26 protein-coding genes and 1 rRNA gene are annotated in these 23,848 nt (G+C 43.5%); 18 read left to right on the top strand and 9 right to left on the bottom strand.

What is annotated here, in order from left to right; all coding sequences use genetic code 11:
* Positions 1 to 161: 161 nt before the first annotated feature.
* Together mnmH and selD are read right to left on the bottom strand one after the other, a co-directional pair.
* On the bottom strand, positions 162 to 1,199 hold the full coding sequence (gene mnmH, locus QY97_RS16040; RefSeq protein WP_039238756.1) for a tRNA 2-selenouridine(34) synthase MnmH: 1,038 nt from the start codon (positions 1,197 to 1,199) through the stop codon (positions 162 to 164).
* Positions 1,200 to 1,314: 115 nt separating this feature from the next.
* Positions 1,315 to 2,364: a selenide, water dikinase SelD gene (gene selD, locus QY97_RS16035; protein WP_039238754.1), complete on the bottom strand. Its 1,050-nt coding sequence runs from the start codon at positions 2,362 to 2,364 to the stop codon at positions 1,315 to 1,317.
* A gap of 193 nt (positions 2,365 to 2,557) precedes the next feature.
* Here selD and QY97_RS16030 point away from each other — a divergent pair, with 193 nt between their 5' ends.
* From QY97_RS16030 to QY97_RS16020, 3 genes are all read left to right on the top strand, one after another.
* On the top strand, positions 2,558 to 3,619 hold the full coding sequence (locus QY97_RS16030) for a permease (protein WP_039238752.1): 1,062 nt from the start codon (positions 2,558 to 2,560) through the stop codon (positions 3,617 to 3,619).
* Between the two features lie 192 nt (positions 3,620 to 3,811).
* A complete protein-coding gene (locus QY97_RS16025; RefSeq protein ID WP_039238749.1) occupies positions 3,812 to 4,006 on the top strand; it encodes a hypothetical protein in 195 nt (64 codons plus the stop codon).
* 24 nt (positions 4,007 to 4,030) lie between these two features.
* Positions 4,031 to 4,327: a spore coat protein gene (locus tag QY97_RS16020; protein WP_039238746.1), complete on the top strand. Its 297-nt coding sequence runs from the start codon at positions 4,031 to 4,033 to the stop codon at positions 4,325 to 4,327.
* Positions 4,328 to 4,376: 49 nt separating this feature from the next.
* Here the strand turns inward: QY97_RS16020 and QY97_RS16015 are convergent, their stop codons facing one another.
* Together QY97_RS16015 and rocF are read right to left on the bottom strand one after the other, a co-directional pair.
* Positions 4,377 to 5,756, bottom strand: coding sequence for a YjiH family protein (locus QY97_RS16015; RefSeq protein WP_039238744.1), 1,380 nt, complete (start codon positions 5,754 to 5,756; stop codon positions 4,377 to 4,379).
* 222 nt (positions 5,757 to 5,978) lie between these two features.
* Positions 5,979 to 6,881, bottom strand: a complete 903-nt coding sequence (gene rocF, locus QY97_RS16010) for an arginase (protein ID WP_039238742.1) — start codon at positions 6,879 to 6,881, stop codon at positions 5,979 to 5,981.
* A 501-nt stretch (positions 6,882 to 7,382) separates the two neighbouring features.
* On the opposite strand from rocF, the gene QY97_RS16005 reads away from it, so the two are divergent.
* From QY97_RS16005 to recX, 3 genes are all read left to right on the top strand, one after another.
* A complete protein-coding gene (locus QY97_RS16005; protein ID WP_039238740.1) occupies positions 7,383 to 7,877 on the top strand; it encodes an STAS domain-containing protein in 495 nt (164 codons plus the stop codon).
* Between the two features lie 92 nt (positions 7,878 to 7,969).
* Positions 7,970 to 9,268 carry a uracil/xanthine transporter gene (locus tag QY97_RS16000; RefSeq protein ID WP_046128454.1) on the top strand — a complete coding sequence of 433 codons (1,299 nt, stop codon included), beginning with the start codon at positions 7,970 to 7,972 and terminating at the stop codon, positions 9,266 to 9,268.
* Between the two features lie 267 nt (positions 9,269 to 9,535).
* A complete protein-coding gene (recX, locus tag QY97_RS15995) occupies positions 9,536 to 10,351 on the top strand; it encodes a recombination regulator RecX (protein ID WP_039238738.1) in 816 nt (271 codons plus the stop codon).
* Here recX and QY97_RS15990 read toward each other — a convergent pair.
* Positions 10,328 to 10,996 carry an SDR family NAD(P)-dependent oxidoreductase gene (locus tag QY97_RS15990; protein WP_039238760.1) on the bottom strand — a complete coding sequence of 223 codons (669 nt, stop codon included), beginning with the start codon at positions 10,994 to 10,996 and terminating at the stop codon, positions 10,328 to 10,330. The two genes, recX and QY97_RS15990, sit on opposite strands and share 24 nt — an antisense overlap.
* A gap of 71 nt (positions 10,997 to 11,067) precedes the next feature.
* Between QY97_RS15990 and QY97_RS15985 the strand changes: the two genes are divergently transcribed.
* Complete coding sequence (locus QY97_RS15985; protein WP_039238759.1) at positions 11,068 to 11,388, top strand: YfhH family protein; 321 nt, start codon at positions 11,068 to 11,070, stop codon at positions 11,386 to 11,388.
* Positions 11,389 to 11,412: 24 nt separating this feature from the next.
* On the top strand, positions 11,413 to 11,682 hold the full coding sequence (locus tag QY97_RS15980) for a YfhJ family protein (protein ID WP_039238736.1): 270 nt from the start codon (positions 11,413 to 11,415) through the stop codon (positions 11,680 to 11,682).
* Positions 11,683 to 11,789: 107 nt separating this feature from the next.
* Here QY97_RS15980 and QY97_RS15975 read toward each other — a convergent pair whose 3' ends face one another.
* Positions 11,790 to 12,776 carry a metal-dependent hydrolase gene (locus QY97_RS15975; RefSeq protein ID WP_039238734.1) on the bottom strand — a complete coding sequence of 329 codons (987 nt, stop codon included), beginning with the start codon at positions 12,774 to 12,776 and terminating at the stop codon, positions 11,790 to 11,792.
* Positions 12,777 to 12,874: 98 nt separating this feature from the next.
* On the opposite strand from QY97_RS15975, the gene mutY reads away from it, so the two are divergent.
* The 4 genes from mutY to QY97_RS15955 all read left to right on the top strand — a co-directional run bounded on the left by mutY (position 12,875) and on the right by QY97_RS15955 (position 16,869).
* Positions 12,875 to 13,984 (top strand): A/G-specific adenine glycosylase, encoded by a 1,110-nt coding sequence (gene mutY, locus QY97_RS15970; protein ID WP_039238732.1) that lies wholly within the window; start codon positions 12,875 to 12,877, stop codon positions 13,982 to 13,984.
* A gap of 83 nt (positions 13,985 to 14,067) precedes the next feature.
* Entirely contained in the window at positions 14,068 to 14,268 is a 201-nt protein-coding gene (locus QY97_RS15965; protein WP_039238729.1) for a gamma-type small acid-soluble spore protein, read from the top strand.
* A gap of 224 nt (positions 14,269 to 14,492) precedes the next feature.
* The gene (gene ntdP / locus QY97_RS15960) at positions 14,493 to 15,023 is read left to right on the top strand and encodes a nucleoside tri-diphosphate phosphatase (RefSeq protein ID WP_039238727.1); all 531 of its coding nucleotides are present in this window, start codon (positions 14,493 to 14,495) and stop codon (positions 15,021 to 15,023) included.
* 100 nt (positions 15,024 to 15,123) lie between these two features.
* Positions 15,124 to 16,869 carry an ABC transporter ATP-binding protein gene (locus QY97_RS15955; RefSeq protein WP_039238725.1) on the top strand — a complete coding sequence of 582 codons (1,746 nt, stop codon included), beginning with the start codon at positions 15,124 to 15,126 and terminating at the stop codon, positions 16,867 to 16,869.
* A 34-nt stretch (positions 16,870 to 16,903) separates the two neighbouring features.
* On the opposite strand, the gene QY97_RS15950 is transcribed toward QY97_RS15955, so the two are convergent.
* Positions 16,904 to 17,980, bottom strand: a complete 1,077-nt coding sequence (locus QY97_RS15950) for an FUSC family protein (RefSeq protein WP_039238724.1) — start codon at positions 17,978 to 17,980, stop codon at positions 16,904 to 16,906.
* Between the two features lie 55 nt (positions 17,981 to 18,035).
* A complete protein-coding gene (locus QY97_RS15945; protein WP_039238723.1) occupies positions 18,036 to 19,322 on the bottom strand; it encodes a glutamate-1-semialdehyde 2,1-aminomutase in 1,287 nt (428 codons plus the stop codon).
* Between the two features lie 143 nt (positions 19,323 to 19,465).
* Here QY97_RS15945 and QY97_RS15940 point away from each other — a divergent pair, with 143 nt between their 5' ends.
* The 4 genes from QY97_RS15940 (at position 19,466) to perR (ending at position 22,043) form a co-directional block, all read left to right on the top strand.
* Positions 19,466 to 19,870 carry an ion channel gene (locus tag QY97_RS15940; RefSeq protein ID WP_039238722.1) on the top strand — a complete coding sequence of 135 codons (405 nt, stop codon included), beginning with the start codon at positions 19,466 to 19,468 and terminating at the stop codon, positions 19,868 to 19,870.
* 83 nt (positions 19,871 to 19,953) lie between these two features.
* Entirely contained in the window at positions 19,954 to 20,424 is a 471-nt protein-coding gene (gene bcp, locus QY97_RS15935; protein WP_039238720.1) for a thioredoxin-dependent thiol peroxidase, read from the top strand.
* Between the two features lie 76 nt (positions 20,425 to 20,500).
* Positions 20,501 to 21,448 carry a D-2-hydroxyacid dehydrogenase gene (locus tag QY97_RS15930; RefSeq protein WP_039238719.1) on the top strand — a complete coding sequence of 316 codons (948 nt, stop codon included), beginning with the start codon at positions 20,501 to 20,503 and terminating at the stop codon, positions 21,446 to 21,448.
* Between the two features lie 142 nt (positions 21,449 to 21,590).
* Positions 21,591 to 22,043 (top strand): peroxide-responsive transcriptional repressor PerR, encoded by a 453-nt coding sequence (perR, locus tag QY97_RS15925; RefSeq protein WP_125444167.1) that lies wholly within the window; start codon positions 21,591 to 21,593, stop codon positions 22,041 to 22,043.
* Between the two features lie 38 nt (positions 22,044 to 22,081).
* On the opposite strand, the gene QY97_RS15920 is transcribed toward perR, so the two are convergent.
* A complete protein-coding gene (locus tag QY97_RS15920; protein WP_039238718.1) occupies positions 22,082 to 22,432 on the bottom strand; it encodes a YgzB family protein in 351 nt (116 codons plus the stop codon).
* Between the two features lie 171 nt (positions 22,433 to 22,603).
* Here QY97_RS15920 and QY97_RS15915 point away from each other — a divergent pair, with 171 nt between their 5' ends.
* Both QY97_RS15915 and QY97_RS15910 read left to right on the top strand, forming a co-directional pair.
* Entirely contained in the window at positions 22,604 to 23,473 is an 870-nt protein-coding gene (locus QY97_RS15915) for a nucleotidyltransferase-like protein (RefSeq protein WP_039238716.1), read from the top strand.
* 292 nt (positions 23,474 to 23,765) lie between these two features.
* Positions 23,766 to 23,848 (top strand): 16S ribosomal RNA (locus QY97_RS15910); the annotation flags it as partial.

The raw sequence follows: 23,848 nt of genomic DNA, 5'->3' as shown, positions 1-23,848 counted from the left end.
ACTGTATTCATTTTTTCCTGGGCTGTAAATTTGACCAAAAGAAAAGCACCTCCAAATATTAGACCGTGTCTAACATTTGGGGTGCACCTCAATGAAGGAAGGCTCTTTCACTTTTTAGGAAGAAAAACCAAATGCAAAACGATACAATTGGTTATGAATCGTTACCGCTGTTTCACTGCCACATAGTCCCGAACAGCTTCAACGGCCTCATCGATATTTTTCACTTTTAGAAGCACCTTTCGATCCTCAGGATATTGATCGGTTGAATGTCTATATAAAGGGTCATAGTAATGTTCGAGCAGTGATCTCACAGCTGAAGAGTAGTTGTCTGACAGCAGGTCTTCTTCGATTTGTTTAGCAATTGGCGTGTGAATCCTTTTCTTGATGCGGCTAAAGGCATCTAAGCATTCCTGTTTATGGTTCCATGGCTGATAGTCATCTAAAATATGAAGGACTCTTTCTTCCACAGGCATATCGATAAATAACTGGATGCCTTGCTCTTTCTTCTCTGAGAAGAATTTAGGGAGTGTAACCTTTCCAATTCGCTTGCTTTCGCCCTCGAATAAAAGAAAAGGAGAAGATTCCAGACGTTTTAGATTTTCTACAAGTAAGGCGTCGAATGTTTTCTGGTTATGAGGGTTCAAGCCGATTTGACCGAAAATTGATCCTCGATGACCTGCCATTCCCTCAAGGTCAATAACCGGAAATCCTTCCTCACGAAGACGATGAAGGATAGTTGTCTTTCCAGAGCCGGTATTTCCGTTTAAGACATAAGCTTCTTGCTTCAGCTCCATAGACTCCAGCTGTTCTACAACCCAGTGACGGTAGGAACGATAGCCGCCTTCTAAGCGTAACGCTTTAATTCCCATTAAAGAAAGAACGGTGGCAGAGGTTTTGCTTCGCATTCCTCCGCGCCAGCAAAATACAGCTTTCTTTCCCTCAATCTCGGAAAACTCTTTTACAAAGGCAGGCAATTTTGCCGAAACAATCTCAAGTCCCCGCTCTTTAGCGGCTTGAGGGCTGACCTGCTTATAAAGGGTTCCTACTTCCGCTCTTTCTTCGTCATTAAAAAAGGGGATATTCATACTGCCGGGAATGGTCGCTTCTTTATATTCTGAAGGTGACCTCACATCAATGACGGTAAGCTCTCCCTGGCTTTTTAATGCCAGCAATTCATTAATTGGAATGTCTTGAAACACCGTGTTTCCACCTTTCTAGATGAGTACAATCTATATTGGTCACTTGGAAATGATAAAAGACAATTGAAAAAATCGGCATAAGAGCCGATTTTAACTGAAGCGAATGATGAACAAATTATACAACAGAAATGTGTCCCGGGTTCTCTTCTGTTACTTCGCCAATGATGGCAGCCTGAACACCTGCTTTTTGCAGGTTGGCTAGAAGGTCATCCGCTTCTTCACCAGCTACTGCAATTAATAGTCCCCCGGAAGTTACTGCATCGCATAAAATCCATTGATCGATTTGATCCATGGCTTCAGGAAAAGTGACATCACCTTGCAGATGGGCAAAGTTGTTCTTTGTTCCGCCTGGCACAGCGCCAGTTTCCGCCAATTCTCTTACTCTAGGCAGCATTGGTACTTGATCATGGTAAACCGTTAAGCCCGTACGACTGCCCTTTGCCATTTCAGAGGCGTGCCCTAACAGGCCGAAGCCAGTGACGTCTGTACATGCATGAACGTTATAAGGTGCCATGATTTCGGAAGCCGTTTTATTTAACGTCGCCATAACCTGTGTGACGCGTTCGACTTCTTCCTCTGTTAACAAGTCCCTTTTAATCGCTGTAGTTGAAATACCAACACCGATTGGTTTAGTGAGCAGCAGCTTGTCGCCGGGCTTTGCGCCTGCATTTGTCCGAACTTTATCAGGATGAACAGTTCCTGTAACGGCAAGTCCAAACTTCGGCTCTTTATCATCGATAGAGTGGCCTCCTACAAGCGTCACACCCGCTTCTTTCAGCTTATCTCCCGCGCCTCGCAGAATGTCTGTTAAAATCTGCTTGTCCAGCGTGGAGATAGGGAAGGCAACGATGTTTAATGCTGTTAAAGGGGTACCACCCATTGCATAAATATCACTGATCGCATTTGCAGCTGCTACTTGGCCGAATGAATACGGATCATCCACAATCGGCGTGAAGAAGTCAACCGTTTGGACCATCGCTAATTCATCAGTTAAACGATACACGCCTGCATCATCACTTGTATCCAGTCCAACTAACAAGTTTGGATTTGGAGCAGCAGGCGGCAGGTCTCTAAGCACTTGTGCCAAGTCAGCAGGGCCGATTTTACAGCCGCAGCCGCCTTTGGATGATAAGGAAGTAAGCTTTATATGATTAGTCTCTGTCATGAGAAAACAACCTTTCCATAAATGGTTTACTTATTTATTATAGAACACGATGTCAATAAAGTGAAATTCCCCCTTGGTGCAGGGAGGAATAATTTTTATGGAATATCATTCGAACATGAGGTTTTACAATGCTATCTATTAAACTATGGTATAATATTATGTCTTGGAAAAATTTTATATAGGGGAGGATACCATGTCGCAACTAGATTCAACTTTTCAAAAGCAGCCATCCAGCCATAAAAAGACAGTATGGTTCATTGTTGCCTTTGTGCTTATCGCAACTGCTGGGTTGCTTTATGTAAAATGGTGGCCTTATTATAATAAAACAATTTTAGCGGCCGATACGCACTCGATTGGTTCATCCATACTAGGAGATCTCTCAAGTACAACGCCATCCTGGCAATCCGCTTGGGAATATGCGCTTGTTTATTTTGGGGCGGTATGGAAGGCAGCCATACTTGGAATTGTGCTGGGGTCTTTAATTCAGGTGCTGCTGCCGACCCAGTGGCTTTTAAAGGTGCTGGGCAAGTCTTCGTTTGGCAGCACTGCGATTGCTGGAGCTGCTTCTGTGCCCGGTATGATGTGCACCTGCTGTGCAGCTCCGATGGCTGTGGGGCTTCGGAAGAAAAATGTCTCCGTTGGCGCAGCGCTCGCTTTTTGGATCGGGAACCCAATGATCAATCCGGCTACGCTTATTTTCATGGCGTTTGTTTTATCGTGGGAATTTACCTTGATGCGGCTCGTATTTGGGATTATCTTAACGTTTGGCGTCAGCTACTTGGCAAACCGCTTCGCAAAGGATGCCCAGCCGGTAGAAATGGATCAGGTCATCACTGAGGCGAAGTCCGAGGGAAGCTTCTTTTCTAGATGGCTGAAGAGCATGGGAAACATGCTGCTATATATTGTTCCAGCTTATGTATTATCCGTATTGCTTCTAGGAGCTGGACGTGTATGGCTGTTTCCGCAGTTGAGTGAATCGACAGCTAACAGCTTGATGGCCATTATTATCTTTGCGGTTGCCGGTATGCTGTTTGTCATCCCGACAGCTGCTGAAATCCCAATTATTCAAACGTTTATGGCTCTAGGGCTTGGTGGAGGTCCTGCAGCTGCATTGCTAGTCACATTGCCGGCTGTCAGTCTGCCATCTCTATTGATTGTTGCTAAGTCATTTCCTAAGAAAGTGTTGGTATTTGTCGCTGCATCCGTCGTCGTATTAGGGATCATCAGCGGTTTAATTGGAAAGGTCATTTTATAGGATAGAGATATAAGTGTATATGATTAAGAGAACCTTGGAGAAGAATATAAAGAGTATGTCTCTCGCCAAGGTTCTTTTGTTTCTAAGTGAAAAGGGAGAGCGCCTGCAGAAGCTTCTTCATGATTCATAGATTGAATACGTGGGTATAAGAATACCGGTTCATAAAAATTGATCAGAAGGAGCGGATTAGAAATGGCGAAAGACCTGGCGATGCATGAAAAGCTGGAAGTGCATGAGGTATTGTTATTTAAAACATCCTGCTTGACGAAAACCACGGCTATGCTGGAGCTGGTGGAAGATAAGAAGCTAAAGGAAATTATGAAGGAAGATATAGAGAAGTCGACAAAAGCAGTAAAAGATTTAAGAAGCATTCTAGAAGAAGCATAATTTAATTAAAGGAGGCAGAGTAGAATGGTAACAAAGAAAGAGTTAAATAAATTAGCAGACATTATGGATGATCAAGCCATTGCGACCGATTTACTTTTATCCGCAAAAGCAGGAGTGAGAAATCTGGCGGTTGCTATTACTGAAACAGCAACACCTGAAGTGAAAAAAGTGCTGCGAAAAGAGTTGGACAATGCGATTGATCTTCATGACAAGCTTGCCCAATACATGATCGATAATGAGATGTACCATGCTTACGATCTGAAAGAGCAAGTGAAAAGCGACTTGGAAAAAGCAGATAAAGCTTTAAAGACAGTTGAATAATGAAAAAATCAGGGAGAGCGGGGTTCGCTCTCCCTGATTCAATAGAAGACTAAAAAATAAGATGCGCCATCATTATGATAATCGGCAAAGAGATGATGGTACGTAACAAGAAAATAATAACTAGGTCCAAAAAGGAGACCGGTATTTTCGAGCCAAGCAGCAAGCCGCCTACTTCAGACATATAAATTAACTGCGTAACCGAAAGGCACCCGATGACAAAGCGGGTTAACTCGCTCTCGATTCCACTTCCGATAATGGCTGGCAGGAACATATCTGCAAAGCCGACGACAATTGTCTGAGCTGCTTCAGCAGCTTCCGGCACCTGCATAACTTCTAAGATTGGAACAAAGGGAGTACCAAGAAGTTCAAATACAGGTGTGTATTCGGCGATGACTAGAGCAATCGTTCCAATAGCCATTACAACCGGAAGGACACCGAGCCACATATCGAGTACGTTTTGCACGCCGCCTTTAAGAGTTTCGCCATAGTTTTGATTTTTCTTTGCCTGCTGTACGGCCTGATAAAGCCCCCATTTAAAAGGAGAGATATCCGATGGGGCGGATTCTTCAACATTGTTTTCTCCAGAATGGCGTGTATCGGCTTTCAGGGACAATGGTGGAATTCTTGGCATGATAAAGGCGCAGGCAAGACCCGCCAGCAAAATTGTTAAATAGAAAGCGCCGAAATAAGCATCCAGCTGCAAGTAGCTGACGATGACAATCGTGAAGGTAATAGAGACAACCGAAAAGGTAGTGCCAATCACCGCTGCCTCCCTCTTTGTATAAAAGCCGTCTTCATATTGTTTGCTGGTTAACAGTACACCGATGGTACCGTCACCAAGCCAGGAGGCTAAGCAGTCAATAGATGAGCGGCCAGGCAAAGTAAATAGCGGCCTCATTATCTTCGTGAACAAAGCGCCGCACAGTTCAAGAAGACCGAAATCAAGGAGCAGCGGCAGAAGCAGCCCGGCAAATAGAAAGACAGAGAATAAAACTGGAATTAAGTCGTAAAGCAATAGGCCTCCTGTATTCTCAGATTGAACAGCCTGAGGACCGATATTAAATAGGGCACAAATAGAGAAAGCGGTTCCAAAAACTCTGATGACTTGCCAAATCCAGGATACATGAAATAGTTTATTAAGGAACGGCGAATTCATGATATAGGCGGGCTTAAAAACCGCAGCCTGCAAAGAAAGCAATGTGGCAATCACCATCAGGGCAGTAGCGATATAAGGCAAGGAAGTAGATAAGAGTCCTTCTACAAAATTAGCTAAAATGGCTACCGGAATGGTAAACTCCCCATCGACGGAGATAGGAACGACGAATAGCAGAACACCTATCAATGAGGGGATTAAGAACTGTAAATAATCCTTTGCACCGAAGGCCATCCGATGTTCCTCGTGATTTGCCTGCTGAACGGGCTTTGTCATAGTATGCACCTCTTTCTGTCTGCGTTACATTCCGGTGAAGCTCAACCTGTATGTAAGGAAGCTTCCTAGATGGAACGGCATAGACCAGTATGTGTTATGAATGAGTTGTAAACGTTTTCTATTTATAGTAAGCGATAGCCTTTTTAAAAGAGTAATAGCCGAATCTTCGGAAAAAGGGAGAGGTACTTGCACATCCTGCTAATGTACCTCTCTTTTTAGTCTTTATAGAAGTTTCTCTCCGAAAAGTGAGCCCATTAAGGCCACTGCGACAGTTGCTGTCTTATTCTTTTCATCAAGGATTGGGTTTACTTCTACAAACTCAGCAGAAGTAATGATTTTTGACTCTTCCAGAATTTCCATCGCCAGGTGGCTTTCCCGGTAGCTAATACCACCTAAAACAGGAGTGCCGACACCAGGTGCATCACTTGGGTCTAGGCCGTCTAAATCAAGAGAAAGGTGAACACCGTCTGTTCTTTCCTTTAAGTAGGCAATAGCTTCCTCCATCACCTTCGTCATACCTAAGCGGTCAATTTCATGCATGGTGAATACCTTGATTCCTCTTTCCCGAATTAATTCGCGTTCGCCTTCATCTAGAGAACGCGCACCGATAATGACAATGTTTTCGGGCTTTACTTTTGGCGAGTAGTCGGCAATATTCGTTAAGGTAGGGTGGCCAATTCCCAGGCTGACTGCTAGTGGCATACCATGAATATTACCGGATGGAGATGTTTCTGCTGTATTTAAATCACCGTGAGCATCATACCAAATCACGCCCAAGTTCTCATAGTGCTTGGAGATTCCGGCCAGGCTGCCGATCGCAATGCTATGGTCGCCTCCTAAAATCAGTGGGAATGAACCTTCTTCTACGACTGCATTCACAGCGGAAGCCAGCTTCGCGTTTGCTTCTGAAACCGCCTTCAAATGTTTCAGATTTCCATCTGAGTTCATTTGATCATTGCCAGGTCGTCCGATTTCAATGTCGCCTCTGTCATGAATGTCGTAGCCGAGCTTTTCTAAACGCTCGATGGCACCAGCATATCTCATCGCACTAGGTCCCATATCAACCCCGCGTCTAGATTGTCCTAAGTCCATCGGTACCCCAATAATAGAAATATGTTTTTTCATATGATGAATCCTCCTTCATTCGATGCCCACATTGTATCTTAAGAAATAGGAGTGGTTCAACTTGACAAGATGATGAATAAATATTCATAATTATACAAAAATAAGTATTCTTAGATATATTTTATAAGGGTTTATTAGTGTTTAATCTAATGTTTAAATGAATTATTTTTATTCCAATATAATAACATTCTGACAGAAAGAGAAGTGTTTTTTTTCTTCAATAAAAAAATTTTTTTATCATGGATGAAGCATAAGGAAAATGTTGATGATATTTCCTTATTCATCCGCAAATCTTTCTTTGGAAACCTTATTGGCTGTCTGCTGCTTAGTACGAAAGGCACTTTTCTGCTTCTCTCATATTGTGCTTAGATGGAACGGTGGGGCAATGTCATTCTTTTTCAAATAAGGATTTGCTATAATGAGGAATACATTCGAATAGCTCATAACAAGCTTCGGCTTGCGTTTATTGATTGTCGAACATAAATGTGGAGGGTAAATGTGATGGAACCAACAGAGGTGGAACGCTTACGTACAGAAGTAGAAAGCTTAAGGGAGCAAGTGAAAGAATACGAAGAGTTGGTCCGCGAGATGTCGGTGCCAGTTATTCCGTCAATTGTTTCAGAGACCATCTTGATTCCCATAACAGGAAAGCTGTCCCTCGAACGGCTGGAAATGATCTTTGCCAGAATTACAGAACGAGCATATGAATTCTCGTATACAGAGGGTGTCAATACAGTGATTATTGACTTCACGGCCATATCAGAGAGAGAATTAGGTGAATTGGACATATTGGGGACATACATAGAGAATACAGTTCAAGCGCTAAAGCTGATGGGGCTTCAAGTTCTTTTCGTGGGCTTTTCTCCTTCGGTTACCCAGGCGCTGATTCGCTCAGGAATATCGGTTGTTGATGAACTTCGTGCTTTTTCTTCCTTCCGGACAGCTTTGAGCTACTTAATGGAAAAGAAGGGTCTTGTTTTCCGTAAAAAGGAATAAAGAGAAGGTAAGCTTTAACTACACCATTTTGACAGATGGTGTCTTTTTTGTATATCTATGAGGATTACAGGTTATGGGGAGGAGGAAGAAAAATGGGGGATCCTAAGATAAAGAGATCCCGGCTCGCTTCAGAGGGAGTAGCTGCAATTCAATGGGTCTTTTTTATTTTTGCCAATACGATTGTTGTGCCGGTTTCTATTGGGACGGCTTTTGAGCTATCAGCAGCAGAGGTAGCGATGACCCTGAGAAGCTCTCTTGTATTCACGGGAATTGCCTGTGTGTTGCAGGGCATATGGGGACACCGTTACCCTTTAATGGAAGGGCATTCGGGATTAATGTGGGGGCTGCTCCTTAATTTAAGCTCCGCGGCAGCTGTGCTCGGAATGGATTTGAAGGTCATTGGAGGCGGAATTGCTACAGGAATGATCGCTTCTGCTGTTTTTATGCTGATGGTAGGTTTGTTCGGCCTGTCTCATATAGTGAGGAAAGTGTTCACGCCTATGGTGATGAGTGTGTACTTATTCTTGCTTTCCATTCAGCTTATTCTCATCTTTTTCACCGGCATGCTAGCTTTTACACCGAAAGGAACGTTAAATATACCCGTGAGCTTGTTGTCGGTTGCTGTCGTAGTATTTGTTGTTGTATTGAAGGTAAAAGGAAAGGGAGCTGTAAGCAATTTCTCTATTCTAATCGGGATTATAGGCGGTTGGATTGCGTATGAACTGTTTTTTTCATCTACTGCTGCTATTCCTTCGAGGGAAGTGAAATTTAGTCTATTCCCGCTAGGTTTCCCGAATTTGGAATGGGGAATTGTCATAACAACGTTCGTGGGCGGCGTACTAAATATGAGTAATACGATCGCTTCAGTGCAGGCAGCAGGTCGGCTTATGGGGGAGGTGCCGGCGGAGAGTCGCTATAACCGTTCATTTTCGTTGACGGGACTTTATACAGCTGGAGCTTCTGCACTGGGTCTTGTGCCGTACGCTCCGTTTACTTCCTCTATCGGCTTTTTGGAGAGTACACGTATTTTTGACCGTCTTCCTTTTTTGCTTGCTGGTGCCTGTTTCAGCTTGCTTGGCTTAATACCTGTTGTTGGGGCGTTTTTTGCTGCTATGCCTATTACGGTCGGCAATGCTGTACTGTTCGTTGCTTATTTGCAGCTCTTCGGAACAGCACTCCAATCGATTCAAGGCACATCCTTTAATTCGAATACAATTTTTCGAATTGCGCTGCCCGTTTTGCTCGGTATTAGTTTGATGATGATGGATTCGGCTGTGTTTAGGGAGTTGCCGGTGTATATCCAGCCATTCCTTGCCAATGGATTAATTATGGGAGTGCTTTTGTCAGTAGTATTGGAGAAAGCGGTCCACTGGAAGAAGTATGAGGGGTAAAAGATTTGCACAATTTATACACAATGTGTGGATAACTTTACTCACTTGTGCACAAAAAAGAAAATGAGAAAAACAAGGGCGAGAAAACATTATCCACAATATTAACAACCTGTGGATATAGTTGTGCACAATTTTTCGGTTGCTTTTCTGATATACTATCAAACAGATAAAGAGAATATCAACTTAGAGAATACTGTACATAAATACCAACAGTGGGCAGTCTTGAAACCTGTTTTCTTTTACATTTCAAGGAAAGGAGAGAATCTCGTGGGGGTTATTACAAAAATTTCTGTACAGCAGAAAAGGACAGATCGATATAATATTTTTCTCGATGAACAGTATGCTTTCAGTGTGGATGAAGCCGTGCTTATTCAGTTTAACTTAAAAAAAGGAATGGAAATCACAGATCAATTAAAGGCAGAGATTGCTGCACGGGATGATATCCACAAAGGAATCAATACAGCCATTCACTTTTTGTCTATTCGAATGCGTTCAGAAAAAGAAGTAAGAGACCATTTAACGAAAAAGGAAATAGATGAGGCTGCTGTCGATGAAGTGATTCAATCTTTGTACCAAATGAGCTACTTAAATGATCGGGAGTTTGCTAAGGCCTATGTCAACACACAAATAAATACCACTGATAAGGGCCCGTCTGTTGTGGAGCGAGAACTGAAGGAACGAGGAATAAAGGGATCGATCATTCAAGAGGTAATGGCTAAATTTGATCACGGCATTCAATTAGAAAAAGTGTTATCTCTGGCAGAAAAATATAAAAGGAAGTACAGCAAGGATTCAGCAAGAATGCAAAAGCAGAAGACAGAGCAGGCTCTCATGCGAAAAGGGTATGGCTGGGAGGTTATACAAGAAGCCATCACTGAATCGGTATCTGAAGAGGGTGAGCAGGATGAAGCACTTATGTATCAAGCAGAAAAAGCTCACCGCCGGTACAGCAAGCTGCCCAGCGGTGAATATGATTATAAAATGAAACAAGCACTCTACAGAAAAGGCTTTATGATTCATGATATCGAGCGAGTCATTAGCCAATTAAAAGGAGAATCCTCAAGTTTCGATAATGATTTCTAGCTTATCCTCCGCCTCACGCACAATTTGCTCGGCGATTTCTTTAGGGAGCGGCAAGCCGGACGGGTCCTTCACATAGTCGGAGTCTTCCCAAAATGGCGTATTCATGCCTCCCATGTAAGCAGCAACGAAACGAACGCTGCTTTCTTCATACTCTTTCTGAAGGCTTTCTGTAAAGCCACGCAAGGCAAACTTGCTCGCACAGTAAATGGTTTCGTATTTCTTGCCGCGCAAACCGGCTGTCGAGATAATGTTGATGACAGTGCCTTCTTCTGCCATGAGGGGCAGGCACGCCTTGGTCAGAAGAATAGGTCCATATACATTCGTGGAAAATGTTGTTTCTATATCCGTCAAAGTCATATCGGAGAAGGGGCCGAAAATACCAATGCCTGCATTGTTAATGAGACGTGAAAGGTTTTGCCCGTTTTCACGGAAGGAGGCTGTCAGGCGTTCAATCGCTTCAGGCTGTTGAAGGTCAATCGTATGAATAGTGGCCGCACCGCCTGCTTTTTCGATTTCCTGCTGTACGGCAGAGAGCTTATCGGTGTTGCGGCCAGCTAGATGGACATGATACCCCTTTTGGCTATATAGTAAAGCGAATTCTTTTCCAAGGCCGGAGCCGGCACCGGTAATTAAACAACTTTTCAAGAGAAACATCCTTTCTGCTTTCTTATTTGTTATTATTTCACTATACTGAAGGAAAAAAGGGTGTGCAAGGAATGGAACCAGAAAAGCGTTACAGCGAGATGACTGAATATGAACTTAAGCAGGAAATTGCACGACTAAAGGAGAAAGCCCGCAAAGCTGAGCAGCTCGGAATTGTGAATGAATTTGCCGTCATGGAGAGAAAAGCGCTGATGGCTGAAGCATATTTGATGAATCCTGATGACTTTATCCCTGGGAAAATGTATGAAATTAAAGGAGACCCTGGTTCTTACTTTAAAATTGATTACATGAATGGTGTGTTTGCTTGGGGGTATCGGGTTGGCGGCGATGGAAAAGAGGAAGGCCTGCCAATCTCGGCGTTAAAGCAGTCTTAATGGACAACAGAAAGGAGAAGGGCCATGGAAGATGTGTTTGAGCGGCTGACTACTTTGTTGTTAAGCAAGAACGAGAGTCTGTCCCGTGCCCGTGCACGGACATGGGTGGAGCTTTTGTGGGAAGACTTTGAAGCCACTTACGCGAAAGCGGGCTATGAGTATAAAGGGAAAGAAATGACCGAAAAAGTTGTCCGGCAATGGCTTGAGAACTATGGAAGCCGTCTTCATGAATTTGCTGCTCGCAATCCAAAGTACAGTCATTTGCTTAAAGATGATGACGATCCCCTGCATTAATGTAAGGCTGCTTCTTTCAGCGGTTTTCCATACCGCTAGAACAGCAGGTCGCTGGGGGGATATAGAGCATAAAAAAGACAGACAAAGAATGTCTGTCTTTTTTATGCTTAGTTTGACTCAGGAACGAAGGTAAGCTTCTTCCTTAACTTTTCTTCACTGAAGATCCAGCCTGTATAGGAGCCGATAACGTTATAATCAAGATCCAGCTGCACGACAGCTACGAATGGGTAGTGGCCATTATTCCGGTAGCGCAGGTCGATAAATTTCACCTCATAGCAGTCATCGTATTCCGCAACTTCCCACCGGTAAACAGGAGAGAAATGAAGAAAGGCTGCCAGGTTATCGTTTTTCTGCGCTGCTTTGAATAGCTCATTTTCAGGGACTCTTACACGCTTGTACTTATCAAGAATAGTAACAGAGCGTCTATATCCGCGTGCTACGTAAAAGTGAGTAGGTGTTTTAACAGCAATTCTCCACAGGTTGAAGCGGATGGTTGGGGCGATGATAATTTCTTCCGCGTCAGGGATCAGCCGTTGAACCCCTTTTTTGATCGCGCCCTGCATTTGAAAGCGTAAAATGTAGTAGCCGATCAATAAGGCATATATAACGAGAAAGGTATAGCCGGGATGGAAACCAATCAGCCATAGCAGCAGACCGGCTACATGGGCAGAGAAGATGAATGGATCAAACGTGTTGATGACCCCGAGAGCGATCCACTTCGAGGAGAAAGGCCTGAGCGCTTGGGTACCGTAAGCGTTGAAGATATCAACGAATACGTGAAGGAACACGGCGATTTGTGACCAAAGCCATAAATGCAGGACATCGCTGCCTGGAAAGACAAGAGCCAGGACGCCTGTGATCAGTAAAGGCCAGAGAATAACGGCCGGTATGGAGTGAGTGGCCCCTCGGTGATTGCGTATATAGACAGCATTGTTGCGAAGTTTTAGAATGGTATCTATGTCAGGTGCTTGAGAACCAATAACAGCAGCTGTCATAACAGCGTATTTCGTCATTGGTTCAGTTGCTACTACAGGGTCGAGAGTGGCCAAGCCGCCAAGTGCAGCTCCCATAACAAGGTGAGTAGCTGTGTCCATGCGTGTTCCCTCCTTTAGGCGATGGATTGAGATAATACTGAGTCTAAATTTTACTATTCCCTATGTGGGATTAATTTTAACATTAATGGAGGTTTAGTGTGAATTTCCCATCTCTTGATCATATAGAAAAAACTGATATAACACAATTTCAACAAGATTTATTGAATTGGTATAAAGAAGAAAAAAGGGATCTGCCCTGGCGGTATGATCAGGACCCGTATAAAGTATGGGTATCAGAAATCATGCTGCAGCAAACAAGAGTCGATACGGTCATTCCTTATTTTGAACGTTTCATCGAACAGTTTCCTACAATCGAAGCCTTGGCGGAAGCAGAGGAAGAGAAAGTGCTGAAGGCGTGGGAAGGGTTAGGTTATTATTCTCGTGTCCGTAATTTACAGGCAGCCGTAAAAGAAGTACATGAGCAGTACGGCGGGAAAGTACCTGATACAAAGGAAGTGATTTCCTCTTTAAAGGGGGTTGGTCCTTACACGAGCGGTGCCATTTTGAGTATTGCTTACGGTGTGCCCGAGCCAGCGGTGGACGGCAACGTTATGCGTGTCCTTTCAAGGATTTTCTCGATTTGGGACGATATCGCGAAGGCTTCCACAAGAAAAGTGTTTGAGGAAGCGGTTCGCCGGATTATCTCTAAGGAAGATCCTTCTTCATTCAATCAGGCACTGATGGAGCTGGGAGCGTTAATATGTACGCCGACATCTCCAGCCTGTCTCCTTTGTCCGGTTCGGGATCATTGTCATGCTTTTCACGAAGGGACAGCGGATGAGCTTCCGATCAAAACGAAAAAGAAAAATATGCGCCATGTCCATCTAGCTGCGGCTGTCCTTCAGACGGAGGGCGGAGAGGTGCTGATTCAAAAGCGGCCGGAGAGCGGTCTGCTTGCTAATCTATGGGAGTTTCCCAACACTGAGCTGAGCGGCCACGGTCATCCTAAAGTGGAGCTTGAACTATTTTTAGAGCGTGAATACGGCATTGAAAGCACTCTCGACAAAGAGCCATTTGCCAAAATTCAGCATGTGTTTTCGCATTTAACGTGGGACATTGATGTGTACAAGGGAACAATGGCCTCATCTGTACCGGCAAGAGAGAGAAGCCGCCTTGTCTCAAGTGAAGAAGTAGAGCAGTACGCCTTTTCTGTGTCTCATCAAAAGATTTGGAAGCAAGCAAAGAAAAACGGCTGGAATCATTCATAGACAGTCAGTTATTGTTTGTGTGATTTTTTGCTGAATAAGATTCACCTCCTCCGGGCAAGTTAGTTTCTGTGGAGGTGATAATGATGGCAAAAAACAATAAACAAAGAACATCTGCAGGTACAAATATCAACGAAGTAAGACAGCAGAACGCTCAATCTGCACAAGGTGCGCAAGGACAAAACCCTTTTGGTACTGAGTTTGCAGCGGAGACAGATGCACAGCAAGTGAGACAACAGAATGCTCAATCTCAAGCTCGCAAAAACCGACCTTCCCGAAACCAGTAAGGTATGAGTCCCAAATTTGCACGATAAAGAAGCTGTCGCTATCGCAAGCGGCAGTTTCTTTTTTTATTATCACCACCGGCTGATTGTACTGTTTTCGGAAGGCTTAACCTCTTTTGTTTCAATTTGTTAATGAAATCGTTATAATAGTGAGATATAAACGTTTTATTTATGAACGCAAAGGAAAAAGTAAGAAAAACAGCTTGGAATGAAAGTAGGGGAAATTTATGGCGACTCCCAGGGAAGGTGAATCCATTCAAATACACAGTTATAAGCATAATGGACACATTCATCGCGTTTGGGACGAGACCATAGTCTTAAAGGGGACGAACAACATTGTCATCGGCGGCAATGACCATACGATTGTTACGGAATCCGATGGAAGAACCTGGATCACAAGAGAGCCTGCTATCTGTTATTTCCATGCCAAGCAATGGTTTAATGTTATTGGCATGCTGCGAACGGATGGGATTTATTACTACTGTAATATTAGTTCTCCATTTGTATATGATCAAGAGGCGCTGAAATACATTGACTATGATCTCGATATAAAGGTGTTCCCGGATATGTCTTATATTTTGCTTGACGAGGACGAATATGAGCAGCATAGCAAGAAAATGCATTATCCGGAAGTGATTGATAAGATTTTATGGCGAAATGTGGATCATTTAATTCACTTAATTCGTCACCGGCAAGGACCGTTCTCGCCAAACTTTGTTAATAAGTGGTATAAGAAATACTTAACGCACCGGGGCTGATACTTCGGCGAGAGAGCCGTGCCTGTTGAGTTCTCAACAGGTTTTTTCTCGTTTGACTCATTTTGCCGTTTTACAGCCTGGCTTGAGAGGGGGAAACGCGTTGAATGTTATTAAAAGATATATGAGGTTTGTAAGGCCGTATTGGTGGCAAATTATCGGGACCGTTATTATTGGGGTGGTTAAGTTTGGTATCCCGCTGTTAATTCCTCTGCTGATTCAATATGTCATTGATGACATTATAGGTGGAGATATGACAGCTGCCGAGAAGCAGGATCAGCTATTTCTGATCATTGGCGGTATGCTGGTTCTCTTTTTGGTACTCCGGCCGCCAGTTGAATATTATCGTCAATACTTTGCGCAATGGACCGGCAGTAAAATATTATATGATATACGTGATCATTTATTTGCTCATATCCAGAGATTAAGCTTTAAATATTACGCTAATACGCGTGCCGGTGAAGTCATTTCACGCGTCATAAATGATGTAGAGCAAACGAAGAACTTTGTTATCACCGGCCTTATGAATGTATGGCTTGATGCCGCCACTATCGTGATTGCTGTTATCATCATGTTAACGATGAACGTCGAACTGACGATTGTTTCCCTTATTGTTTTTCCGTTCTATGCGTTTTCAGTCCGCTACTTCTTCGGCAACTTGCGCAAGCTGACAAGAATTCGTTCCCAGGCGCTGGCTGAAGTGCAAAGCTACTTGCATGAGCGAGTGCAAGGGATGTCAGTGATTAAAAGCTTTGCTATTGAAGATTATGAGCAGACGCAGTTTGAACATTATAACGACAACTTCCTAACAAAAGCGCTTGATCATACCCGTTGGAATGCAAAGGCGTTTGCAGTGGTCAATACGATTACGGATATAGCGCCGCTGCTTGTGATTGGCTACGGGGGTTATCAGGTTGTTAACGGGTCCTTGACTGTTGGGACGCTGGCCGCCTTTATCGCTTATATCGATCGCCTATACAGCCCGCTGCGCCGACTTGTTAACTCATCTACTACGATGACTCAGGCGATTGCTTCGATGGACCGTGTATTTGAATTGATCGATGAACCGTATGATATTAAAGATAAAGAAGGGGCTCGGGATGTACAGCGTGTAGAGGGGCATATCGTATTTGATCATGTTGACTTTTCTTATGATGAAGAGGAAGAAGAAGTGCTGCACGATATCCACCTTGATGTTAGAGCGGGTGAGACGGTGGCGCTTGTCGGTATGAGCGGCGGCGGTAAGTCCTCTCTCGTCAGCTTAATCCCGCGTTTCTATGATGTAACGGGCGGCCGTATTTTGCTCGATGGCACAGACATTAGAGAGTTTAAAGTCCGCAGCCTGAGAGATCATATAGGAATGGTTCTGCAGGATAATATTTTGTTTAGTGAATCGGTTCGAACGAATATTTTACTAGGAAAATCAGAGGCGACTGAGGAGGAGGTCATCGCCGCTGCTAAAGCGGCCAATGCCCATGATTTTATCTTAAGCTTGCCGCAAGGGTATGATACAAAAGTGGGAGAAAGAGGAGTGAAGCTTTCTGGCGGACAAAAGCAGCGTGTAGCCATCGCGAGAGTGTTTTTGAAGAACCCGCCTATCCTGATTCTTGATGAGGCTACATCAGCACTGGATCTCGAGAGTGAGCATTTAATTCAGGAGGCTATGGAGGAGCTGGCAAGAGACCGGACTACTTTTATTGTCGCTCACCGCTTATCCACTATTACACACGCAGACCGTATCGTGTTAATTGAACATGGCCGCATTGTAGAAAGCGGTACGCATGACGAACTGATCAGGCAGCAAGGGGCATATCACCGCCTGTTCCAAGTTCAGCAGCTGGATAATTAATAAAAAACACCAGCCGGAATGTCCGGCTGGTGTTTTAGTTTTCTTCTAATTCAGGAAGCTGATCGGTTGTATGGAACTTTGAGAAGCTTGTGATCAATTGATCGAGATGTTCTAAGCTTTCGCCGTATTCGAGTATAGAAGCAAGCAAATAGAGAAGGCGGAAAGAAAACTCTTCTTCATCTAGCTTCTTTGCTCTGATTTCAGCGGTGAATAAAGACATAAATTCTTTTTGATCCACCCAAAGCTTTACCGCTTCCTCCATTTCAACAGCTGTTTTCACTTTCCCGATATACCGTAACAGCAAGTGCTCATGATAACTCATTAATGAATCGAGGTAATCGACAAGCGTTCTTTGCAACTCAGGGGTTAATAAAGAAAAGTCATTATCAAACTGGTTCGTCCTCCGCAAAATATCATAGCTTCTGCGGGTGGCTAATATCATTTTTCGGTAGACGACTAGTCTCCGCTTTTTTGAAGTAACATTCTTTTTTAACGTGCCCCTGTCTTCCTTGTACATTAAATAAAGGTTATCGAGCTTTGTCAGTCGTTCACGAATCTTACTTATGTCCTTTTTCAGCACTTGATAATCCGTTTCTTGCCGCAAACTTAAACGGATCCACTTTAACGTATCTTCTGTCGTATTGTTGATCTGGTTAAAGAGCTTGGTTTCATATCTCGGCGGTAAGAACACCAGGTTCACCAGAGAAGCGGACAGTACTCCAATTATAATTGTTAAAAAGCGGAAAAGAGCAAATAGGATAAAGTTCTCGTCCTGAACTTCCATAATAACCATCAATGTGACGAGGGCAAGACCAATGGATTGTTCAAGCTTCAAGCTTACCATAATAATTAATGCAATGATGGCAGCAAGTCCAATAATGATAATGTCATTTCCAAATAGGAGCACGAACAAGATGGCTGTGGCTGCCCCAATCAAATTGGCTTGCACATTTTGGACTAGCTGTACATAAGAACGGTAAATAGTAGGCTGAATCGCGAACACTGCCGCAACACCTGCAAAAACCGGAGATGGTAAGTTAAGTAAGGTGGCAACGAATAAAGCAAGCACAATGGCTATACCAGTCTTTAAGATTCGCGCGCCTAGCTTCATAAATAATAAAGTTCCTTTCTCAGTTAGTAATCGTAGGAAAAGATTATATCATTTATCATAATTGGGAAAAAGAAAAATCTACTGCCTTCAATGTTTTCTCGATGTCTTCATCTGTATGCTCGGTCGTTAGGAACCATGCTTCATATTTTGAAGGAGCAAGGTGTATTCCTTGTGAAAGCATCAGTTTGAAGAAGCGTCCGAATAATTCACCGTCTGTTGCTTCTGCCTGCTCATAGTTGAATACTTCTTTACTTGTAAAGTAGACAGTTAAAGCACCTTTTAAACGGTTGATTGTAACAGGAATGTTATGCTTCTCTGCAGAAGCTAAAATGCCTTCTTCAAGCTTTGCTCCAAGACGATCAAGCTCTTCATAAACTCCTTCTTTTTGAAGAACTTCCAGGCAGGCGATGCCAGAGAGCATAGAGGCCGGATTGCCGGCCATTGTGCCTGCTTGATAAGCAGGGCCAAGCGGCGCGACTGTTTCCATAATTCCTTTTGGGCCGCCATATGCTCCTATTGGCAGGCCTCCCCCGATAATTTTACCCATGGCCGTTAAGTCGGGTGTAATGCCAAGCAGGTTTTGGGCACCTCCGTACATAAAACGGAAACCGGTAATAACTTCATCGAAGATCAAGAGAGCTCCAGCCTCATGAGTTAAACGTTTGACTTCCTCCAGGAAGCCTTCCTTCGGTTCGACGATGCCAAAGTTGCCGACAATCGGTTCGATTAATACAGCAGCGATGTCGTCGCCCCACTTTTCGAGCGCATTTTGCAGCGGCTCTGTCTCATTGAATGGAACAGTGATGACCTCTTCGGCAATATTTTTAGTAACACCTGCTGAGTCGGGGGTGCCGAGTGTAGATGGCCCGGAGCCTGCCGCAACAAGTACCAAGTCAGAGTGGCCGTGATAGCACCCGGCGAATTTGATAATTTTATCTCGTCCTGTGTAAGCGCGCGCTACACGGATTGTTGTCATCACCGCTTCTGTACCGCTGTTGACAAAGCGGACTTTCTCCATGCTCGGCACAGCCTCTTTCAGCATTTTAGCGAAGGTGACTTCGTGGGGGGTAGGAGTACCATAGAGAACTCCGTTTTCTGCTGCTTTCTTGATTGCTTCAGTAATATGAGGGTGCGCATGACCGGTAATAATCGGTCCGTAGGCAGCTAAGTAATCAATATATTTATTGCCGTCTATGTCCCAGAAGTAAGCACCCTGCCCGCGCTCCATAGCGACAGGGGATCCGCCTCCCACCGCTTTATACGAACGAGAAGGGCTGTTGACGCCTCCAACAATATGTTCAAGTGCTTCCTTGTGCAAACGTTCTGAATTCGAAAATTGCATGATTATGCCTCCTTATCATCAATACATTTAACATTGTAGACGTGTGCTTTCTTTTAATCAATCGATGAAGCTGATGATCACTACATATAAGAAGATAGCGAGCATATATGTATATAAATGATAAAAGTAAAGGGGGCGGGGAAATGACGGTTATGCTCTTTAGTGCAGTTATATTCTGTATGACGATGAGCATTAAGGGAATGTTTACTCCTGGAAAATCTGAACACCGTTATTTATCCTTGCATTACTTTTTGTATTTCGGTTTCTTGTACTTAACAATTACAATCGGCTTTGCTCTTATTTATATATTATTGGAGATGAATGGGTTTAAAGTGTGGGCAGAACAAGAGGCTGTTATCGCATCTTTTTGGGACAAGCTTTTAACTTCCTTGTATTTCAGCGGCATTACTTTGTTTTCCGTCGGATATGGGGATATTGTGCCTGAAGGGGCCGGCCGCTGGGCAGCTCTTATTGAGGCCTGGGTTGGTTATACAATACCGACCGCTTTTGTCGTCCGCACAATGTTGAACAAGGAAATCAACCGGTGATATATCTATTGTTTGCTATATCTTTTTGAATTCGCTACGCTAGGAAGTAATAAGATCATTCAGATAAAGAAGGAGAGAGAAAGATGCCCGTACAAGCAGGTGAAATGGCTCCAGATTTTAAGTTGGAAGCAAACAATGGAGAAACAGTCAGCTTATCCGATTACCGTGGGAAGAATGTTGTTCTTTATTTCTATCCAAAGGATATGACGCCTGGCTGTACCACAGAAGCATGTGACTTCCGTGACCGCCATGATGAATTTCGTAATCTAAATACGGTCATTCTCGGGGTCAGCACAGATCCCGTTGCCCGTCATGAGAAATTTATTGCAAAGTACGACCTTCCGTTTTTGCTGCTGGCAGATGAGAATCATGAGGTATGCGAGCTGTATGATGTGTGGAAGCTGAAAAAGAACTTCGGTAAAGAGTACATGGGGATTGAGCGCGCTACTTTCGTGATCGATGCGGAGGGAAAGATCGTGAAGGAATGGAGAAAGGTAAAAGTCAAAGGCCATGTAGAAGAAGCGCTTCAATTTATTAAAGAAGCGCTTGCTTAACAGATTTATATGATGATTTATTCGTGTGAGGCATTCATGCTTCACACGATTTTTGAATAGGGAGGAGAAAAGAGAGATGAATATTGTTTTTACCTTTCGCCCGCCGAGAAAGCTGCAGGAACAATTGCGAGAAAGATTCCCTGAAGAAGAGTTTCTCTATTATAAATCTATAGATGAGGCAGACAAGCTCCATACAGCGGAGGTTATCGTTACGTTCGGAGGAGACTTAACAGCTGAGCACATATCTGCTTGCAAGGAATTGAAGTGGATTATGGCGGCTTCGGCCGGTATCGAGAACATGCCGGTTGAAGCGATTGCTGAAAGAAACATTCTTGTAACTAATGCAAGAGGGATACATAAAATCCCGATGGCTGAATTTACGATGGGGTATATGCTGAATCATGTGAAGAGATTTCCGGAGCTTCAGGAGCTTCAAAGTGAAGGTGTGTGGAATAAGCGTCTTCCTCTAGAAGAGCTGGCAGGCAAACAGCTTCTTGTGATAGGTACAGGCGCGATCGGCTCTGAGATTGCCCGACTAGCTCTTGCGTTTCGGATGGACACGATTGGGGTGAATCGAAGCGGCTCACCAAATGAACAATTTGATGAAGTGTATACAGTAGATCAGCTCTTGGATGTTCTGCCGCTTGCCGACTTTGTAGTCGCTGTTCTTCCAAGCACGGAAGAGACGAAGTTCTTGTTGGAAAAAGAGCATTTTCAAGCGATGAAAAAAACGGCTGCCTTCATAAATATTGGCCGGGGAGATTTAGTGGAAGAGTCGGTGCTAATAGAGGCGCTGGATAATGAAGAGATTGCCCGTGCTTACTTAGATGTGTTTATAGATGAGCCGCTGCCTGCAGACCATCCCTTCTGGAGCCAGGAGCGGCTAACGGTGACCCCTCATATTTCCAGTATAACGAGCAAGTATGTTCCGCGTGCGATGGACATTTTTTCATTTAACCTAGACGTTTATAAGCGAGGGGAGGAAGGCTATAAGAATAAAGTAGATATAGACAGGGGATATTGATAGATATACATGGAAAAGAAGGCTTCTCTCAAATGGTAAATAAGGTGCACCTGTGATTTTCATTGACAAAATGCATGAAAAATTAGTACACTAATTGTAGAGATTATAATATAATAATACTTTTTAAAAAGAAGAGAGGTGCATGACGGTGTCTCACGAGCATAATGATTTGCAGGAAGCACTGGATACACTAAAGGCAACGGGAGTACGCATTACTCCTCAGCGTCATGCGATACTTGAATATTTAATTCAATCTATGACTCATCCAACAGCAGACGATATATATAAAGCGCTTGAAGGGAAATTCCCTAATATGAGTGTGGCTACGGTCTACAACAACTTGCGTGTTTTCCGTGAGGTAGGTCTAGTAAAGGAACTTACTTATGGAGATGCGTCAAGCCGATTTGACTTTGTAACAACGGACCATTATCACGTTATTTGCGAGGACTGCGGAAAGATCGTTGACTTCCACTATCCTGGCTTGGATGAAGTAGAACAATTGGCTTCGCATGTCACTGGATTTAAAGTAAGCCATCATCGAATGGAAGTATACGGCACATGTCCAGAATGCTCAAATGAGAAAGAAGTCCATTAAAAAAGAATTGTTCGTTCGGCGAACAATTCTTTTTTTGTTTATTTATGTTTGCGATTATATGATTCATTAAACTCTTTGCCTTCTAAAGCAGGGTCTAGGGTAAGGGGTTCCTTGCAGTGCATGCACATATCTACCCGACCAAGCATCTTTGTTGGCTTTTCGCAATTCGGACATACAACTTGGACTGCTCTTGTAGACAACATGCCAATCCAAAAGTACACTACTGTACTAGCAACAATTGATAGAAGGCCAAGCAGCATAAAGAACGTCATCCAAAAAGGAGAAGTTCTAAAGAAAATTCCTACATACATTATGACGAAACCGATGAAGATTAAACTGAGCGCAAAGGTGCGTATTCGGTTGATTTTGCTTGTGTATTTTTTTGCCATTATCTTTCCCCTCCCACTTAATAGACTATATCACAATTCATAAATAAAAAAGTAATGGAAATAGACCAAATTGAAAACTTTCCAAGTGGAAGAGGAATTCACGCTGTTTTTGTCGAAATCACAATGATATAGAATTAGCCTTAGAACAAACTTGCATTTGGGGGAATGAATATGGAGGACATCCTTCGCCCGCTTTACCAGGAACGAACAAGCCAGCAAAATACACTTGGTGTGGTAGCTATAGAGAAGAAGGAACAGGAGGCCTCTTTCACGGAAGGCTTTGATGCTATTCTGCTAACTATTGTTAAAGAGGCGGAGACGCCAGTTTTTATTAAGCATTACCTTTATCAGGAGAAAAAGGCGGCTCTTTATATAGTTACAGAAAGCCGAATGAAAGAATGGCTGCTGCTGGGCAGTAATAGAAAATTCATCGAATGGATTTATCATGGCCGAGTGCTATTTGACCGAAATGAATACATTCATGAAATCAAAAAGGAAATGAGAGAATTCCCTTTCTTCGGACGCAAAATTAAAATGACCATTGAATTTTCCAAGCTCATTAGAAGGTGTACAGATGGGCGGGCCTTCTTCCGTAATGGCCAGTATTTAGATGCTTATAACAGCGTTATGCACTCATTGCACCATCTTGCCCGACTGGCGGTCATCGAAAGCGGGTTTTATCCGGAAGTAACCGTTTGGCTTCAAGTAAAGCAAATCGAGCCGGAAATTTACAAGTTATATGAGGAGCTTGTAACAAGTGATGAGGAATTGGAGAAGCGCTTGGAGCTTCTCTTTATTGCCAGTGATTTTCTGATTCACTCTCGAACGGAAAACGGAGCAGCTCATCTTTTGTCTATATTAAAGGAGAAGGAAGCGTGGACGTTTCAGGAGCTGCTAGATCATCCGGAGATCCACTATTACGCTGTAGACTTAAGCGTGCTGCTGGAATATTTGATAGAGAAATCGTTTGTTCAAGAGTTTCGAGTTGAGACGAAGGGACAAGGGGTTTATCACCGTTATTACCAAGCGGTAGCTGATTAGGTTTTTTATTAAAAAGGGTTGACGGATTAATAAATGCTTGTTATATTAATAAGCGTCGCTGATGGCAACAAACACAGCGGCGCTTAAAAAATAAAAAAGGTTTGACAAGCATACAAGCTTGTGTTACTATTAAAAAGTCGCTGTTGAGGCGAGATGAACATTGATCTTTGAAAACTGAACAAAATACATGCCAGTTAATTCTTGATTTATTTATGAGTAAAGGATCATCTGCTAAGATCGTCACGTCCTGTGACAACGCAGATGCCTGCACATCCTGTGCAATGCAAACATCTTTTTGGAGAGTTTGATCCTGGCTCAGGACGAACGCTGGCGGCGTGCCTAATACATGCAAGTCGAGCGGACGGAAGGGAGCTT

This window comes from Bacillus thermotolerans, from assembly GCF_000812025.2.
GTDB lineage: Bacteria > Bacillota > Bacilli > Bacillales > Domibacillaceae > Quasibacillus > Quasibacillus thermotolerans.
This window is presented reverse-complemented; position numbering and strand designations above follow the sequence as displayed.

Excerpts from the sequence above, each read along its gene's own strand:
- QY97_RS15980 (WP_039238736.1), top strand. The coding sequence starts at position 11,413 with ATGGAAGATGTGTTTGAGCGGCTGACTACTTTGTTGTTAAGCAAGAAC.
- QY97_RS15975 (WP_039238734.1), bottom strand. The coding sequence starts at position 12,776 with ATGGACACAGCTACTCACCTTGTTATGGGAGCTGCACTTGGCGGCTTG.
- QY97_RS15915 (WP_039238716.1), top strand. The coding sequence starts at position 22,604 with ATGGAGGACATCCTTCGCCCGCTTTACCAGGAACGAACAAGCCAGCAA.
- QY97_RS15940 (WP_039238722.1), top strand. The coding sequence starts at position 19,466 with ATGACGGTTATGCTCTTTAGTGCAGTTATATTCTGTATGACGATGAGC.
- bcp (WP_039238720.1), top strand. The coding sequence starts at position 19,954 with ATGCCCGTACAAGCAGGTGAAATGGCTCCAGATTTTAAGTTGGAAGCA.
- QY97_RS16020 (WP_039238746.1), top strand. The coding sequence starts at position 4,031 with ATGGTAACAAAGAAAGAGTTAAATAAATTAGCAGACATTATGGATGAT.
- perR (WP_125444167.1), top strand. The coding sequence starts at position 21,591 with ATGACGGTGTCTCACGAGCATAATGATTTGCAGGAAGCACTGGATACA.
- rocF (WP_039238742.1), bottom strand. The coding sequence starts at position 6,881 with ATGAAAAAACATATTTCTATTATTGGGGTACCGATGGACTTAGGACAA.
- QY97_RS16025 (WP_039238749.1), top strand. The coding sequence starts at position 3,812 with ATGGCGAAAGACCTGGCGATGCATGAAAAGCTGGAAGTGCATGAGGTA.
- QY97_RS16000 (WP_046128454.1), top strand. The coding sequence starts at position 7,970 with ATGGGGGATCCTAAGATAAAGAGATCCCGGCTCGCTTCAGAGGGAGTA.
- QY97_RS16015 (WP_039238744.1), bottom strand. The coding sequence starts at position 5,756 with ATGACAAAGCCCGTTCAGCAGGCAAATCACGAGGAACATCGGATGGCC.
- QY97_RS15945 (WP_039238723.1), bottom strand. The coding sequence starts at position 19,322 with ATGCAATTTTCGAATTCAGAACGTTTGCACAAGGAAGCACTTGAACAT.
- selD (WP_039238754.1), bottom strand. The coding sequence starts at position 2,364 with ATGACAGAGACTAATCATATAAAGCTTACTTCCTTATCATCCAAAGGC.
- QY97_RS15950 (WP_039238724.1), bottom strand. The coding sequence starts at position 17,980 with ATGAAGCTAGGCGCGCGAATCTTAAAGACTGGTATAGCCATTGTGCTT.
- QY97_RS16005 (WP_039238740.1), top strand. The coding sequence starts at position 7,383 with ATGGAACCAACAGAGGTGGAACGCTTACGTACAGAAGTAGAAAGCTTA.
- QY97_RS15985 (WP_039238759.1), top strand. The coding sequence starts at position 11,068 with ATGGAACCAGAAAAGCGTTACAGCGAGATGACTGAATATGAACTTAAG.
- QY97_RS15965 (WP_039238729.1), top strand. The coding sequence starts at position 14,068 with ATGGCAAAAAACAATAAACAAAGAACATCTGCAGGTACAAATATCAAC.
- QY97_RS15930 (WP_039238719.1), top strand. The coding sequence starts at position 20,501 with ATGAATATTGTTTTTACCTTTCGCCCGCCGAGAAAGCTGCAGGAACAA.
- QY97_RS15920 (WP_039238718.1), bottom strand. The coding sequence starts at position 22,432 with ATGGCAAAAAAATACACAAGCAAAATCAACCGAATACGCACCTTTGCG.
- ntdP (WP_039238727.1), top strand. The coding sequence starts at position 14,493 with ATGGCGACTCCCAGGGAAGGTGAATCCATTCAAATACACAGTTATAAG.
- QY97_RS16030 (WP_039238752.1), top strand. The coding sequence starts at position 2,558 with ATGTCGCAACTAGATTCAACTTTTCAAAAGCAGCCATCCAGCCATAAA.